We start from the raw sequence: 15,830 nt of genomic DNA on the forward strand, positions 1-15,830 counted from the left end.
AATGACCTGCTTATTCGCACCTTCCCTAGAGTGCAATATGGTGTGCCTGAATATAAAACTGGCTCAATACATACTTAAAAGTGGTAGTCGTTAGAACTAGACTGTTAATGATACAATTCTCCTGTTATTTTATTTTTATAAAAGGTCTCAAATATGCTCAAAAACAGATTTTCTTTATTGTGTCTTGCTGTGGCATCGTCACTTACTCTTACTGCTTGCGATGTAGTTGATGCTGCCTATGACGAGACTTTAAATGATAATGCACCCGAAATTGTAATAGCTGGAGGATTCAAAATTGATATCCAAGGTAATGCAGTTCCGGTTGAGGGATATGATAATTGCTCTTTGAATACTCTTCAGGGAAGCGTTGATACGGATAAATCAAATTGTATTGTTCTGGATAGAACACGTAAAAAAGTACCGGTTCTAGTTCATTTGTCATCCGGTCCCGTCAAAGAAGAATGGAAGATCGAGCACCAGGTTGAAAAAACCAAATCCGGCAAAAATTTCATCCAAACTCGTATGATTAGACCTGACGGTAACTTTGTAGTGCCTGCATCCTCAGAACGAGGGATCTTTAGTGGCAAACATTACAGTCAAGCCAGCTAAGTCAAGTCTATCCGTTCAAACAGAAAAAGGTTTCTTAAAAATGACGTTATCCGCTGCATTGCAAGGCACTTTTAAAGAGATGAGGAAAGACAATACAGTAGGCATCACAGTTCAAACTTGTTCAGATATTTTTGACAGCAATGTTCCTCCGGCTTATGTTTTCTGGCTTTATCGTCTCAAAGCGGGAGAAACTTTGCCGCGCGGAAGGTTCTTCAGAAAAAGAAAGCCAATCATCAATGTTATGGCAGTTGTTCATGATGCTGCATTCGAAAAATAACTGCGCTATCAGGAAAGTTACTTTTATGAACGTAATTGCAGCTGGAATTTTTTGCTTTATTTTTTACCCTACAGCTTTCGCTTATGCTTGTTATAAAAAGAGATGGCTAGAGTGGATTTTTCTTACTTTAATTATAATTTTTGCTTCTGCCATTTCGATTCAACAATACAATGAAGCGAATTTTGTAAGTGAGTTAAATTACCCTATGTTTATCTCCGCCATATATGGCCTGTCACTGGCATGGTTTCCTTTTCCGATTGCTTATGTTGTTCTGCGCTTCCTTCTTGATGATTTACAGCATGAGTACCCTAAACAGTGAGCAGATTTTAAGACTCATGAACAACATCGAAAGCACGAAACAGTCTGCACAAGGAAGATAAGGAGTATTCTTAGCAAGATATCTTTGTACCTGAAGACATAAAGCTGGCATCTTTTTCCTTATAGAGTGTATTATGATTAAGTAAATCCTTATCAAAGAATTAGAAAGTGAGGTCGTATGTCTGAAGCACTCAAATCGTTAAACAATATTCGTACTCTTCGCGCCCAGGGCCGCGAGCTGCCTTTAGAAGTACTTGAGGAAATCCTCGAAAAGCTTAATGTCATTGTTGATGAGCGTCGTCAGGAAGAATCATCCAAAGCTGCCGAACTGCAAGCTCGTCAGGAGAAACTTGACGCCCTGCGTAAGTTAATGGAAGAAGATGGTATCAACCCGGAAGAGCTGCTTGGCTCATTCCAGGCCAAATCTACGGCTACCAAGAAAAGCCGTGAACCACGCCCGGCCAAATACTCATTTACTGATGAAAATGGCGAAACAAAAACGTGGACTGGACAGGGCCGTACCCCCAAAGCTCTGGCAGAACAAATTGCAGCCGGTAAAAGTCTTGATGATTTCCTGATCTAACTTTTGCCACCAGTTTTGATAGAGGCCACTTCGGTGGCCTTTTCTCATACGGAATCAATTTCAGGTACAGAACATATGAAAAATTCAGAACCTAAGAGCTGTGATCCCTATGTGGACAGTTTGATTAGAAATGCAGATGCAAAGGAAGCCAGGTCATTTCTCAAAATATTGAAGCCCTTACCATTCCTTATCGTTATCATCGCTGTATTCTTTTTTTGGGTATCGTTTTCCCGTTTATTATCCCAGGTCGCGTAAAACCTTTTTAAAGACTCTTCTTTACCAGATATGCTCCCTCACCGGGATGGTTTCAACCTCTTCAGTTTCCCATATTGGCAAAACCTTCAGGAAATAAGACGATACCCTCCACGCTTTCCATTAAAGCGGGATGACGACGCCCAGTTCTTACGACCAGACTCCACGTTTTCGATTAGGATGCCTTTGGGCCCTTCTAACGAGGCCACCTCAACAACTCGCACTTTCCGGATCAGTCTTGGATCCACTTCTTCCCAGATCTGGCCAACTGTAATATCTTTTTGGGTTTGCATTTAATCTCTCGCTGTCATTTAGTGAACAAGACTAATCCTCGCCGTGGTTCAGCTTATGGCTTTATTTACGCTGACGATCCTTAGCCTTAAATTTTTGCCATCGTATCCGAAGGTTTTCGATGTTAACCGGAACCTGCATGCGTGTCGTCTCTATCTCATTCCCATGCCATTTCAGGAGATCATCATCCAACTCCCGGGCCTCCCGGCTGAAGTAAATTTTCATAGTGTCAGGGTTTATGGCGCAATGGTCATTGTCGAACAGTGTATGGATATCACGGCGAAGTAAAATTCCGTTCGTTACGTCGGGAATGCCTTCTTCATGACGTGGCGTTAAGTGCGCGGCCTCAGTACGCCAGGGGGACCTTACGCCGGTGACAACACATCGCCCGTAGCAATTCAACCTAACATCCCGGGCGAAAGGACCTTGGTCAGGACTGGTGACAGAAGTACATTCCTGGCCCTCTTTGTAGATACGCTTCGGGAAGTCGATAGTGGTTTGAGCTGTTTGGGAAAGTGACACATACGTAACCCCTTTGTATCTCTTTATCCCACCATTAAAAGTGGTAGGAATCGAGCTGGTTATGGCCACCAGTTTCACATCGCCCATTTCGACGATCTTAAGGCTCTTATTAGCGGCTACATGTAACTGGATGAATTTACCTACGTACACATCATGGTTCTCATCTTGTCTTTCAACACACAGAACGACATGGTCGAAGGTTCTCTTGTCAGAGATTACCCAGTTGCCGGTTTTCACACGGCCTGCTTCACTCACCCCTGCGGTAAGATCGGGTATGAGCGTCCCCTGCATGCCGTCAGTTCGAATTGAAAGAATTTCACCCGATAAACCCAGCTCTGCAAGCTCACTAATAAACGGTCTTTTCATCCGGCTTACCGGTTTTGGCTTCGTCATTTTCATCTTTGCTGTAACACCTCAGTACCCCATTGCTCGTTCCTGGCGGGACAGCCGTTCATCAGCAGCCTGAAGACGCTCATCACGCCGCCGTGCTGCCAGAACCCGTCGTTCTGAAAAAGACATAGCCGCTACGTTTGGTACGCTGAGCTTACCGTCACCGGCACAAACGTCACAGCGAACATCAAATGCTCCGGCAAAATACTTTTCACGCATTTCTGGCTCCCACTCAGCCATTTCTGATTGGGTGAATCCATTTTCAAAGGCCGGGTTTTCCATGGTCCCGTGGCCTTCGCACTGGTGACAGATTATGTACTTAAATTTGCGCATGTAACGCTCCTGTATATGATGGATGAACCACTCTCGTTCAGGGTTATGGCGAAATGTTTATCGCCGCAGCGAGAGATTCAGTCTTGCTATCAATATTCCTGAAGGTTGTCCGCCTGATTTCAGGGAAAGCATTCATTCACTGGCCGGTTCTACCTTATTATTCATACAGATTAAAGTAGTTGTGCCTACTACTGCGGTCACCTTCCTTGACAAAGTAAGCAAAGTTTGAAAAATTTAACACCGACGAAAGGCCATACCTTCGTTAGTGTGCGAAAGCCGCTTGCGAGCGACGGAATAGGTGAAAGCTTTAGTCAGGGTTAATTACCCTGTCTGCGGTGATGGGATGGCTCAGGCGTATATCATCACTCCTTCCAAAGTCCGTACACACTCTTTCAGCCTTTGCAGAAATGCAGGGGCTGTTTCATATCAGACAAGCGCAATGAAATTTTCAAATGCTTTCCAGAAATTCAAAGGCCTTAAGCTTTATCTGTATCTTACGGTCCCCGCACGGAAAGTAACTTTCCTGAACAGGAACCGCCTTGCCAGCCTTAACTTTCTAAACGGTTAAAGTTACACCAGGCTGTAAATGGTGAAACAGTTTTTGAAGCCCATGAAACACCGCTGTCGGAAAGATAACTAGCCCCAAGACGTCTAACTTCTTTTTGATGTAGAGCTAATTCTTTCGGATCGGCAATATCTTCCACCACGCTCATCATGGCAATCTGAACTCCGGGAGATGCCATTTTATAAGCTGTCGAGCTTGCAACTGAATTTTTCAGGATTGCCAATCTTTCTTTTTCTGGTCGCCCGTTGTCAGACGTATTCGCGTACGTTGTACCCGCAACTAACAATGGAAGACTGGCGTTGGCACAGAACTGCATAACGCGTTTTTGCTGGAGCTGTAATTCAGTGGCTGCAAATGCTTTACTGCATCCGAGGATCCCGATAATCATCACTAATGCTGTTTTATACATAAAATTGAAACCGTCCTTATTGAACTTTAAATGTTGCGGTTAACACTGTGTGGAGATGTATGGACTGGATAATACCCACATGCCTGCGCCTGCCAGTATACCGGCTCAGGTATTAAACCTAAGAGATCTGGTGCACCGGATTTTACCTTTTCATTTCGGTTTTATCTTGAGCCTGGCTCTTGAGTTTAAATTTAAAGGTATGGCGCATGCAGGTTTCACTGACGGGTTTTCACACATCCCGGCTGTAACCCATCATTGTTCATGAGCCAGGCCCTGGTATCCTGCCCAGCGTACGGCCAGCCGCTCTAAGTCCAGATCGTACACCAGCGGTGTGATTTTACGGCCTTCAAACAGCTCGCCCAGCTCAATGCCTGGCTTAAAATGAACGGTCAGGGTGGCCGGATCTATGCCCATAAGATCGGCATCAAACAGAGCATGCATTGTTGGAGTCATCAGGATGCCATTAGACGGATTGTACCGGGTTCCATGTTCAATGTGTGCCGCATCCAGGACACCGCCATTAACCCAACCGGTTACCGCACAACGGCCCGCGAAATTCTCGATGAGCAGAGCTTTAAATTTACCCTGTGCCACGCCACTACGTTGCGTCACTACGCGCTCGCAGTGCTCACCCTGGATATCTACGTCAGGTTTCCGCTTTGGTTCGCTGGTGGCCGTCTCAGCTTGTTTTAGGGTGGAACGTGGATAGGCCAGGTTATATGCTGCGCCTGTGGTCATTTGCTCGATGACCGCAGGTGCATAACCTTCTGCTTCCAGCTTACGATATGCAGCCCGGTAGTCTCTTTGGGTTTTCAGCGGGTATATCTTTCCGCCTTTACCATCGAAAGCGATAAACCAGAAATCGTCCGTGCCAGTTTCCAGATTTCTGCAACGTTTCAGATGCCATCCGCCTTCTCTCGCCCAGATGGTACGGTTATTTCTGGCATTCGTTTTGTCATAACCGTTCTCGTCAAGCCAGCTATCAAAGCTGGTCAGCCCCAGATCCTGAACCTCCAGAGAAGGCACTCGAATGACCTGCAAGGTATGGCGGGGTCTTGGCTCTCTCATCTTGATCTCTTCCTAGCGCTGGTCTGGGAAATACGGATATTGCGGGCCATATTCATAGTCATGCGGGCCTGGCTCAACTTCCCAGAATGGACGGCCGCTAATTGTCTTTGGACCGCGCTCGTTTACGATGTCTTCTACATCCTGAATATTAAATGGCATCGTTGCCAGTAACAGCTGATCTTCGGGTGTCAGCGTCACAGTTGCACCGTCGATACGGCTGTAAAGGTCGGCAAACTGTTTACCTGCACCGTGCAACCGGTGCTCCGCTACACTTCTGATTGCGTGTAAGTCCAGCTCCGCCGCTTCCATGCGATCCACGTATAGTTTCATTTCTTTACGCAAAGCGCTCAGCTCACGGGCTTTAATAAACCCGCAGGCGTACCCACCCAGGGCGATAACTGCAATGATTGCTAAAATTGCCATTTTTTTCTCTCACGTGATTGCGGCCGTTACTCTAGTCTTAATGTGAAGTCTGGGAATTCGCTGGATGTTAAGTACGTTTTCATCCCCAGACTGACAGATGCTAAGGCGCGATCCCAACACTCCATTTGTAAGTATCAGGCCCATCTTCTCCGCTGGTGGCATCTGCTACAATCTGTGCATAACGTTCTCCAGCAAGTTCTCTTACCATCTGATCCACGACCCATTGCAGATGATGCATTTCATCGGTTCCGCCGTAACGACAAGCCAACTCAATAGCCCGCTCTATTCTTTTTTGTTCTTCAGTCATACTGAATCCTCACGCTTACATCAGCTATTCTGAAAACATGCACACTATAAATTGCGGCTGTCATTTCTCAGCCAGGCGCCTGCATTGCTGCCTCATTCCATCAAAAATACTTTCCGCAAGCTGCTGGGGGAACTGGTCCGGAAGAAGCCCGCTAACACGTTCAATGACACCCGGGGTTCTGGCGATGATTTCCTCTATCATCGCCTCTGTCTGCTGTTTACTCAGGCCGGTTATCTCACCATGCCTGATCCAGTGGCGTCGTTGTATTCGATATATCTGGTAATAGTTGCTACTGCCACGTACGGCCATCGCCAGTTTGCACTTCTGCCAGGATATCTGATTGTTCCCATGACCGATCACCGGCCATGCCGACAACACATCATAGAGTGGTGTAAGGTGATAACGTCCCTGTGGCCCAATAGAAATACTGAAATTTTTAGCGTGGCCATCTGTTGCGGCCATCATCCAGAAAACTATCTGCGTCATAAAAAACTGCGCTTTGTCACGCTCAGCACGGTCTGAATTACTCAGAACTTCCATAATTTCCGATATACCTGGCCCGCCGTCCGCCTGATATTTTCGTAATGGCGAAATGCCCAGGGCCTGACACATATCCTCCTGGGGTAAACGAATGATCCATTGTCCGTTTCCTGACCATTTTCGGTCAAAACGTTCTACCACCAGCGCTTTCTGATCTTCAAAGTGAGCAATCTGCGTTCTTGCCACGGGGAGCCCGTACTGTTCGAGAAGTACCGAGCAGAGCCATTCATTTTCAACCGACGAGCGCATGTCGGCTTTCATGTTCCCCACAAGTCCGAGCGGTAGCTTGAATATATGCGTCGTTGGTGTATTACCCTCCGGCATACACCACCGATCTTCATGCCACAGTAGGGCTGTTTTCTCCTGAGCACCGGCAATAGATAAACGTAAGTCGTCGTTATCTTCTGGCCTGCCCGGTAGCAATGTCTCCGTGGTATTACGCAAAGTTGCCGCAATTTCTGATTCAGTAAGCGGGTGATACTTCACGGAATATAAATCTGTGGGTTCATCTCCGTCATGAAGCAGCTGTATCGCGCCCACGCAGTCTTTTCCCAGCTCCGTCAGAAGATCAAAAGGCTCCAGGCTATCGGCCTTGTAACGCATTGCCAGACGTCTGCGTATGCCTTCGCTGTCCGGGAGTAAATTATCAAAATAGTCACGTACCACATTTCCACGCCAGACCTGGTTCCCGGGAGTAAAAGGAAGGGACAATGACAGCGGCCTTCCCTGTTCGTCTGCACTCCAGTCAGGAAGGTATTGTAAGCTGTCTACCCCTTTACTTTTTTCCCAGTATCCGACTTTGATTCCGTTCATCCAGATTGCCAGACGCTGCTGTTTCCGGCTCATATCGTTACCATTTCTCCTGTCGTGCAGGTGAGTTTGATTTAAGCATTTCTTCCGTCTGCTTCCCCTCTGAAGAGGCGGTTGTCGAGGAGAAGCTGATTTTTACGCCCAGGATAGAAAACACCTTGAATAGCCGTTCAATGCTCGCACTGGCAGGGTTGGCTTCCAGACGTGAGTATGTCTGTTGAGTGACCCCTAACCTTTCGGACAGGTCTTTTTGCGTCAGGCCATTCGCCTTGCGAAAACCAATGAGCAAGGGACGCAACTGGTTGAGCGTGTTTAACGGGTAATCATTATTGATCATAAGCTGGCCTCAGTAGTTCCTCTGATACACCTTGTACGCTGTTTTCTAAACATACACCCTAAAAGCTGTAATATCAAATTAACAGCCTAAAAGCTGTTAAATAGAGAGTACAACCTTTAGGCTGTTACTAAGTGGCAGCATAAATCTTTATGAGGTTTGATATGAGAGAACTATCAATAATAAGCCGTTACGCTCGTACAGCATCCGGTAAGAGAGCTGACAGATCAGGATCATCGGTAAACGAGAAGCGGAGTATCTTATGGCCCTGTTGTGAGCTGTATAAATAACTACGAGCTACTCTCTGCCTCGGGGAGGAGGCAGAGAGAGTATTAAAAGCAAAGGCAGACATTTTTAGCAGCTGGTGGGCTATGGGGTTCCGGAGGTGCTCCGGTGAATGTTACTTGACTGGCAAGTTTCCTGCTCTGATGGTCAATGCCTCGATGCTGTCTATATTGTTCTGAAGCCGTTCCAGTTCTGCCTTTTCAATACCGGCCCAAAGCTTTAAGTGTCGCTGATAAAGGGACCACTTGAGTGAGTGAAAACCATTCCAGGCCAACCCCATCCAGGAGGCGTAATTCGCATTGAGAATATTGCCGGTGATATACATTTTACCTGCGTTAACAGCACTGGAAGTTCCATAACCCAGGGCAAGCATCATCCGGAAGCGTGGATTTAGCCGCAACGGCATGGTATCCAGTAAGGTCTCCCCAAAAGCTCCTTTTCCCAGCGATACCTGTTTCGCCACATAGAAAACCCGCATCAAAACTTCCATTATGCTCATCGGAATACTTGTCACGATAAACTGACGAAAGTCATACCCGTTGACATACATGTACTCTATTTGTTTGCCGAAGTTAGAACTCCCCACAGGGATCCCCTCAAGCATACGAAGTAGCCCCATAAAAGGAGCCGGTAACCCCATGCCACGGTTTCCTTTTGCTGAGGGGGCATTAACATCCGATGCCAGGTGTCCAAACATTCTGGCGATGAGCCTGAAAATATTGGTTTCGTCTGTAACGCCTTTACTGGAAGGATAAACCACGATCTGTCCATTCTGAACCACCGTACAGGTCCCGTTCAGCATATCCTTTATACCGAAAATAATGCCCAGTACGGGATCGTGTGACAAAGCTCTTAAGCGGTGATTTGTGGGAGACAAAACGCCACCGGCCGCACCCATTAAATCGCTGCTGATCGAACTGTCTGGTGCCCCTATAGGGAACAAATCTGAGAGTTTTGTACTCAGGTCCTCCGGCAAAATGGCATTGAAGGCTTTCTGCACCTGTTTATTGAAAATACCATCCACTTCTGCCGTAAAGCTCACCGTAGGTTTTGGCGGGGCTCTGACGCAAAGTAAATCCAGCATGGATGCTATGAGCCCGCATCCGCAGGCAATAGCATAATCCCAGGCGTCGAGTGCGTAGCGATCATTAAATTCTTTAATATGATTCTGGATCCGGGCATCTACAACAGCCAAGTCATCCGTGGAGAGTATTGTGGCCAGTCCAATATCACCGCATACACGCTGGTTAGCCTCGCTATATATAGTCTTGAGACCAGTAGAATGCATGGCAGTATCTGAAGGGGTCATTTCTCGCAGATGATGTTCTTTAAGCGCCAGATGCTCCGCTTCATCAAGTTCAGTGCCGCTGATTAGCCCGGTCAACTGTGCCTTAAGGCTCTCTATATCACTGTTAATTGTCTCGTGAGCGTTCGCGATATCCTGACCACGGAGCTGAATATAACGGATGGCCCTGAACTCATCATCATAAGGAGACTGACTCATGTGTTTACCTCACCGCGACCAGGCTACCTTTTGGAGCTTTCTTAGTAAGCATGTCGATTGTTGCCTTGATGCCAGCAATTTCTGCCTTAAAATATTCCGCATTCGACATCAACCTTTCCTGAACTTCGTAGAGCTTTTGGATGGCCTGACTAAGGGCGGCTGTCAGTTTCGCATTTTTTTTGTGTTTCACTATCGCGTACCCGCCAATCCCTAACACAGCTACAGGTGCGGCCAATACCGCAATGCCTGCAACCATACCGCCACCGACGATAGACCCTGCTGTAGCGAGCCCGGAGGTTATGCCTGCTGCTGACACTCCCGTTGTACCAAGCGTATAGAGAGCACCGAAGGAAGCCGCTGCGCCTACGCCTGACCCCGCCAAAGCTGCTGCGCCCTCAGTAATACCCGGGAACTTATTTTCAAGCGCCTGAAGAGCACTTGTAACTTCATCCATTGCCTTCTTGCGAATTTTTTCGAGCTCTTCAGTTTCGGTAGCGTCCATTACAGGCCTCGTATTCATAACTTGCTGTGTGATAGGTGAAAAAGAGCACCATAAAAGTGATGAAGAAATCATGACTTACTATTGTGGCACTTTCGAGTTCATGTTTGTCAGTTTCAATGCTGTTGCTGTTAGTAAGGGCAGACGCCATATCGGGCAGACCCAAAATAACTATCGTGCCAGCGTCATTTTGGAACTGACTTTGCTAAAAATCAGTAGCGGACTGAACAGACATGTGTGGATTTGAATCTGGGCAGGTTCCAGACATTATTCCAACCAGACTTCCAATGACAAAATGCTCGTCATTCTCGGAGACGACATAGGGTCCACCAGAGCAACCATCGGTGTTGAAATGTGCTATTACAAAGCGAGTTGTGAGATGTTGGGGAGAATGATTTGAGCAATTTAAAGGCCAAATGCCTGAAACTTCACCAGGGAATGTCGAAATTGTTGTCTCATTCATTGGATATCCGACACCCAATGTACCCATGCCAGCTGCGGGAGCCAGGACCTTAAAGTAACTACTTACAGGCTGTTGTATTCCAGCTGGTAATACGATTTCTGCACTGTCAACAAACGGAATGCCGTCTTTAAAGTCTGCCCTGTCATTAGCCTCATTGAGAATGAAATCGACTAGAACAGGCTCTTCGTTCACCAGTCCTTGATGGTTAAGAAATTTGACGTAAAGTTTAAGTGTATTGCTGACGGGATAAATTTTTCCAAGAGCATTGGTAACAACATGGGCTGCGGTGAGAATCTTTTGCTGCTGACCATTATCGAAACCAAACGCAGTTGCTTCGAGATGGCTACTAAAATGAGGATCATTGCTTACATAGATTTTACAAACGTAGTTTTCAAACATTATTTCCTCCTTTTGCCGGTACCTAATCAGTTACACGGCTGCATGTTATAAACAACTAAACTCGCTTCCTGATATTTGAGTTTGTATGTTTTGCCAGGCACCAGCTCACCTCTGAAACACGGTTAGTCTCCTCCATGACATGGTTATGGCGATGGTCAGAAACTGTTATCGACGAAAGGCTGGAATTCCTTTAATGGCATTATCCATTTCAAGTCGTATGTCCTGAACGGGAGCGTATATTTTTATGATTCCAGATCTTAACCCTGAAACATTCCCCGTATCAAAACTGACCCGTTACAGATAAGTCACCACCGGTGCTGTCGATTAATTTAGTGAATTGCATGTCCTCATCCCATAAAGGGTAGGGCCTACCCCCGGCATCGAGCAAACCTGACCACCCTGCCCTTATTAAGACCCCACATGCGGCAATGGTGCCCTGTCCACGCCGCCCGCGAACTTTGAGGAAATGGGGAGAAAATAAAAAGAAAACAAAAAGTTATCGGCTGAAGTACCGGCGCAGATCGGGAATCAGGCGAAGCCTGACAGCACGTTAGGGCCTGGCAGGGGGCTTGAGGGATGAGGACATGCAATTGTGATAACCTTCCCGCCACGGGGTCGGTTAAATTCGTATCCTGCCGGTGCAATTCCAACGGCCGCGTTACCAGTTCGCCGGGTAGCATGGCCAGCAAAGCCAGGCATCGAGCACCCGGGTTTCACTGACGGCCGCTGCATAGACGCCGGTATCCGGGAAGAAATAAACCGGGGTGGCGTTGTTCAGCTGGTCGCCTTCATCGGCCAGAGCGCCGATCACCTCATGAGGCTTAAGCAGCATATCCGTTAAATATTCATCCGGGTGGATGGCATTCAGCGATATGGCCATCTCCAGAAATTCATCCAGGGTATGGCGGGTACGATACCCCCGGAAAACCTCGTATGAAGGCGTGACGCATTCACCATCCAGGGAACAGGCATCGTAACCGGCCAGCTGCTCTTCGGTGAGTCCGGAGGCATGCTTTGCCACAAGATTCGTAAATTGCTCTTTATCGTCCATCACAATCCTTACGCTGTAGGGGCCTGTTTGTGTTATCACTGCTTCCGGTTTTTACTTCGCACAACCCGGCAGGTATCCGGTCGCCCGGGCGTCCTTTGCGGTCTTGTTCGCCCTTCGCCTGAATTACGTCAAATCCCTTTCACTACCCGGCCGCAGGGTGACACCTCCCCTTTTCTCCGGAAGCGAAAGAGGAAGAACAGTTTAACAGCCCGGATCCTCAATAATTTTCGCGTAACGGACTAAATAACCGGTTTATGCAGCTTCTGATAACCACAGACCGCGATAGAATAAAACGTCTGGTGAGGAACCGGAGTGTTATGTAAGCGGGGGGTTTAACTGGGTATCTGTGTAGTCCTATTTAGCCAGATATCCCGAATAAAAACCTCAACGATTAGGTAAACGAAATGGATGGATTCTGGTCGATGTTCTGTTTGTTTGTCGTGGTAGTTTCACTGCATAAAGCCCTTTCTGTAGCAGCAGCACGAGCAGACGCAGCAAAATTAAATATGCTTCTCAGAATGAGAAAGTTTAAAAAGTAGCTTTCAAGACATCTGAGAATTCTTTTAAATCCTCAGAGGAAGTTATATGTTTAGGCTATTTGCAAACTAAGGTTGGAATTCCATCATTCTAGCCTTAGATCTTTGATCAAGTGAAGTTGCTCACTTGGTTGGATTTTACCGTTTCCTGACGGCTTTTCAGAAGCGAGGGCTGGTTGGAATGCCTTCCAGCTAGAAGTCTTGCAGATGCTCTCCGGGCATTAACTCATTGTCGAATCTGCACCAGTATCACTAGGTTGTTGAGCGGGCGATTAGCTTTTTCACTGAGCCGCTGTACACTCGACTGCTTCAAGAAGCACTACTTACCATTTGCCTGCCGTAAGGTCTGTTCTTAGCTGGATTTTTTTGGGAGGATACGCAGTCATGACAACTCAATCCAGCTCAATACAATACGCTTACGCGCTAGACGGCGAGGGCACCCTCACGCACATTGGCGCTGCCCTGCGCTCACATACTTACACCTGCCCAGGTTGTAAGAGCCCCCTGACCCCGGTAATGGGCGAGTTCAACGCTAAGCACTTTCGCCATTCGGAAGAATGCTGTGCCCTTGAAACCTATCTTCACAAGTGCGGCAAAGAAGCATTCTTCTATCGCTACCAACAAGCTCTCAGCCGTGAAATGCCTATTAGCCTTGAGCTGGAGCGCCGGGTTGCCTGTAATGGTTCTCGTTTAGCCTTGGTTAGAGACGAAGCACGTCAGTGCGTAAAATCCGTGCCTGCACGCTACAACTTGACTCAATTTTTCGATCAGGCAGAGCTGGAAAAACACGATAAGGTCACAGGGCTGCGACCAGACGTGATGTTGTATGATACGACTGGCGAAAGGCGTTGCTACGTAGAGATTTGTGTCACACACCCCTGCTCTCAAGACAAGATCGAAGCCGGTATCCCGATTCTTGAGTTTAAGGTCCAATCTGCCTCTGATATTCAGATGTTGCTTACCGGGGCCTACTCGATCAAGGAGAAGATCCTGAGAGTATTCAACTGGCTTCCCCCGTTTCAATCTGTGGACACCTGTAGCGGCGTCTGCTCAGTAGGTAACGTGGATATGTCTGTCTGGAGTTTAAGTGGTTCCGGCCGACTCAACGAACAAACGATGCCGCTCGCTGAAGTGGATTTAACAATCAATTCTGACGTGAACACATGGCCTAGATCGTTAGGGGCCGCTGAGCTGGCTGATAACTTACGAGCTTTTATCCGTCACGCCGATCCTCATTCACTATTTCCCAACTGCATTATGTGCGAGCAAGCAGGCCGATGGGAGGATGGCTATCTGCAATGTCACAGTAAGGCAAAGATCGTTCCCTACACCGAGGCCCGTCAGTGCGCCAATTACAAGGTTAAGGCATGACCAAAAGACTGACTTGGGAGCAGAAAAGTATTGTCAGCCATGACACCGGACATGCGTTGGTAAAAGCCGTACCTGGTAGCGGGAAAACAACCACACTTGTAAAGCGCGTTGAGCGGCTGGTCAAGACGGGAACTGATCCTCGCTCCATTCTGATCCTGATGTACAACAAGTCGGCGCAGGTGAGCTTCACGGAGAACTTGAAGACGGCACTGATGTCGAGCGTGATTCCAGAAATCCGCACGTTCCACAGCTTGGCCTTAAAGATTGTTGGTTACGGAGAACGCCAACAGATAATCAAGAAGAAAGACCTCATTACTCCAAGCGACTACCGCTATGAGCAACTGGTAAAGCAAGCCTACCGCTATGGCTTTGACCATGAGGCGAATTATATTGACCCCAATGAAATTGAAAACTTCGAGCTGTTTATTGCTCGCTGCCGGGCGGCGGCCGTAACTCCTGTTGATGCTGCCAATGATCCAACGTTCAGCAACATCAAACGGGAGTTTATTCACGCCTATGGCCGCTATTGTGAGCTGCTGGAGGAAAACAGTCTGCGAACCTTTGATGACTGTTTGATTGAGGCTGTCGCACTGTTGCGTAATGACAGCAGCCTTGGTGCCCACTTCAAGCACATCATTGTTGATGAATATCAGGACGTTAACCTGATACAGCATGACATGACCCGCTTGCTATCTAAGTCGGATACGTCGGTTATGGCTGTTGGTGATGTTAACCAGTGTATTTATGAGTGGCGTGGTGCTCGACCAGACTTTATCGGCGGACTGTTTGAAAGGCACTACCCGAATACGAAGGTGTTTCAACTGTCATGCACGTTCAGATTTGGCCATGAGCTTTCCTTGATGGCTAACTCGGTAATTCGGCGCAACTCTACAAAGCTGACCAAGCTTTGTGTCAGTCATCCTAGCACCCCCAAAACAGAGGTCAGATTGCACTTTGATAACTGCCTATCCAAGGTGCTATCAAACCTCTCGGTGAGCAGTGGAACACAAGCCATATTGTCCCGCACTAAGGCGAACCTTGCTGAGGCGGAAATTGCTTTACGCCTGTGTGGGCTACCTTATCGCTACCTCAATGGTTCAAGCGCATTACACACCCGCACCGAAATCGGGATACTGGTAGTTGGCGTCTTGCTGTCTGTGTACGGCGATCTGCGGCTACTGGAAAACCATCCCAACAAACAAGCGATTGTTTACGGCTTTCTGAAGGAGGCTGGTTTTAGATGGCAGAAAGGGCAATTCAAAGCGGCGCTCAGTGGATTGATGGCTCCGCACGCCGACCTATGGTCTGCTCTAGGTCAGTTATTCGAGGGCGCACAATACCAAAAAGATCGGCTGGGCAGGCTCGCCACTATCTGCCAGAAAGACGGAGAGGAAACGCCTGCTATCGATGTGTTACGACGCCTGAGTATGGAGGGTTTCATTGATAGTGTTGGCTCTGAGGGTGTAACTCGCACTGGATCGAACGACCAGCAACGAGGGGTCGTGAGGATCGGGGAGCTACTTGACTCCAGTAAGATCGATTCCCGCACGTTTTTAAACCTTATCTTGAATCCAGGCGAGGCTGCTACTGACTGCGATCCCTTCATCCTTTCCACACTGCATGGTTCCAAGGGGCTGGAGTGGGATAACGTAATACTGATCGGGGTCGTCTCAGAAAACGGAATCTATGGT

At 47.6% G+C, this 15,830-nt stretch carries 18 protein-coding genes; 6 read left to right on the plus strand and 12 right to left on the minus strand.

From position 1 onward, the window contains the following. Nucleotides 1–153: 153 nt before the first annotated feature. The 4 genes from GV764_RS04430 (at nt 154) to GV764_RS04445 (ending at nt 1,787) form a co-directional block, all read left to right on the plus strand. Nucleotides 154–609, plus strand: a complete 456-nt coding sequence (locus GV764_RS04430; protein ID WP_000916941.1) for a hypothetical protein — start codon at nt 154–156, stop codon at nt 607–609. Further along, entirely contained in the window at nt 581–886 is a 306-nt protein-coding gene (locus tag GV764_RS04435) for a hypothetical protein (RefSeq protein WP_223152485.1), read from the plus strand. Before GV764_RS04430 ends, GV764_RS04435 begins: the two co-directional genes overlap by 29 nt. 25 nt (nt 887–911) lie before the next feature. After that, nucleotides 912–1,205 carry a hypothetical protein gene (locus GV764_RS04440; protein WP_001100635.1) on the plus strand — a complete coding sequence of 98 codons (294 nt, stop codon included), beginning with the start codon at nt 912–914 and terminating at the stop codon, nt 1,203–1,205. Nucleotides 1,206–1,382: 177 nt separating this feature from the next. Continuing rightward, complete coding sequence (locus GV764_RS04445) at nt 1,383–1,787, plus strand: H-NS family histone-like protein (protein WP_001287391.1); 405 nt, start codon at nt 1,383–1,385, stop codon at nt 1,785–1,787. 606 nt (nt 1,788–2,393) lie between these two features. Here GV764_RS04445 and GV764_RS04450 read toward each other — a convergent pair. The 12 genes from GV764_RS04450 to GV764_RS04505 form a co-directional block, all read right to left on the minus strand. Next, nucleotides 2,394–3,251: an HNH endonuclease signature motif containing protein gene (locus tag GV764_RS04450; protein WP_000784387.1), complete on the minus strand. Its 858-nt coding sequence runs from the start codon at nt 3,249–3,251 to the stop codon at nt 2,394–2,396. Nucleotides 3,252–3,266: 15 nt separating this feature from the next. Beyond that, nucleotides 3,267–3,575 (minus strand): hypothetical protein, encoded by a 309-nt coding sequence (locus GV764_RS04455; protein WP_001224686.1) that lies wholly within the window; start codon nt 3,573–3,575, stop codon nt 3,267–3,269. 548 nt (nt 3,576–4,123) lie between these two features. Beyond that, a complete protein-coding gene (locus GV764_RS04460; protein ID WP_000278471.1) occupies nt 4,124–4,549 on the minus strand; it encodes a hypothetical protein in 426 nt (141 codons plus the stop codon). Nucleotides 4,550–4,801: 252 nt separating this feature from the next. Next, on the minus strand, nt 4,802–5,617 hold the full coding sequence (locus tag GV764_RS04465) for an HNH endonuclease signature motif containing protein (RefSeq protein ID WP_001641519.1): 816 nt from the start codon (nt 5,615–5,617) through the stop codon (nt 4,802–4,804). A gap of 12 nt (nt 5,618–5,629) precedes the next feature. Continuing rightward, nucleotides 5,630–6,040, minus strand: coding sequence for a hypothetical protein (locus GV764_RS04470; protein ID WP_000985909.1), 411 nt, complete (start codon nt 6,038–6,040; stop codon nt 5,630–5,632). A 100-nt stretch (nt 6,041–6,140) separates the two neighbouring features. Beyond that, nucleotides 6,141–6,347 (minus strand): hypothetical protein, encoded by a 207-nt coding sequence (locus GV764_RS04475; RefSeq protein ID WP_000134171.1) that lies wholly within the window; start codon nt 6,345–6,347, stop codon nt 6,141–6,143. A gap of 60 nt (nt 6,348–6,407) precedes the next feature. After that, nucleotides 6,408–7,733: a type II toxin-antitoxin system HipA family toxin gene (locus GV764_RS04480; RefSeq protein WP_000088044.1), complete on the minus strand. Its 1,326-nt coding sequence runs from the start codon at nt 7,731–7,733 to the stop codon at nt 6,408–6,410. A 4-nt stretch (nt 7,734–7,737) separates the two neighbouring features. Further along, nucleotides 7,738–8,031, minus strand: coding sequence for a helix-turn-helix transcriptional regulator (locus tag GV764_RS04485; protein ID WP_012477377.1), 294 nt, complete (start codon nt 8,029–8,031; stop codon nt 7,738–7,740). 400 nt (nt 8,032–8,431) lie between these two features. Continuing rightward, entirely contained in the window at nt 8,432–9,820 is a 1,389-nt protein-coding gene (locus GV764_RS04490) for a hypothetical protein (RefSeq protein WP_161659122.1), read from the minus strand. Nucleotides 9,821–9,824: 4 nt separating this feature from the next. Then, a complete protein-coding gene (locus GV764_RS04495) occupies nt 9,825–10,322 on the minus strand; it encodes a membrane protein (RefSeq protein WP_000340139.1) in 498 nt (165 codons plus the stop codon). Nucleotides 10,323–10,524: 202 nt separating this feature from the next. Further along, on the minus strand, nt 10,525–11,181 hold the full coding sequence (locus GV764_RS04500; protein ID WP_000462754.1) for a trypsin-like serine protease: 657 nt from the start codon (nt 11,179–11,181) through the stop codon (nt 10,525–10,527). A 658-nt stretch (nt 11,182–11,839) separates the two neighbouring features. Then, nucleotides 11,840–12,232: a hypothetical protein gene (locus GV764_RS04505; RefSeq protein ID WP_000341066.1), complete on the minus strand. Its 393-nt coding sequence runs from the start codon at nt 12,230–12,232 to the stop codon at nt 11,840–11,842. Between the two features lie 920 nt (nt 12,233–13,152). Here GV764_RS04505 and GV764_RS04510 point away from each other — a divergent pair. Beyond that, nucleotides 13,153–14,139, plus strand: a complete 987-nt coding sequence (locus GV764_RS04510) for a competence protein CoiA family protein (protein ID WP_000211823.1) — start codon at nt 13,153–13,155, stop codon at nt 14,137–14,139. Then, on the plus strand, nt 14,136–15,830 hold a 1,695-nt coding region (locus tag GV764_RS04515; RefSeq protein ID WP_045620728.1), incomplete at its 3' end, for an ATP-dependent helicase. The genes GV764_RS04510 and GV764_RS04515, both read left to right, overlap by 4 nt.

This window comes from Atlantibacter hermannii, from assembly GCF_009907385.1.
GTDB classification, from domain to species: domain Bacteria; phylum Pseudomonadota; class Gammaproteobacteria; order Enterobacterales; family Enterobacteriaceae; genus Atlantibacter; species Atlantibacter hermannii_A.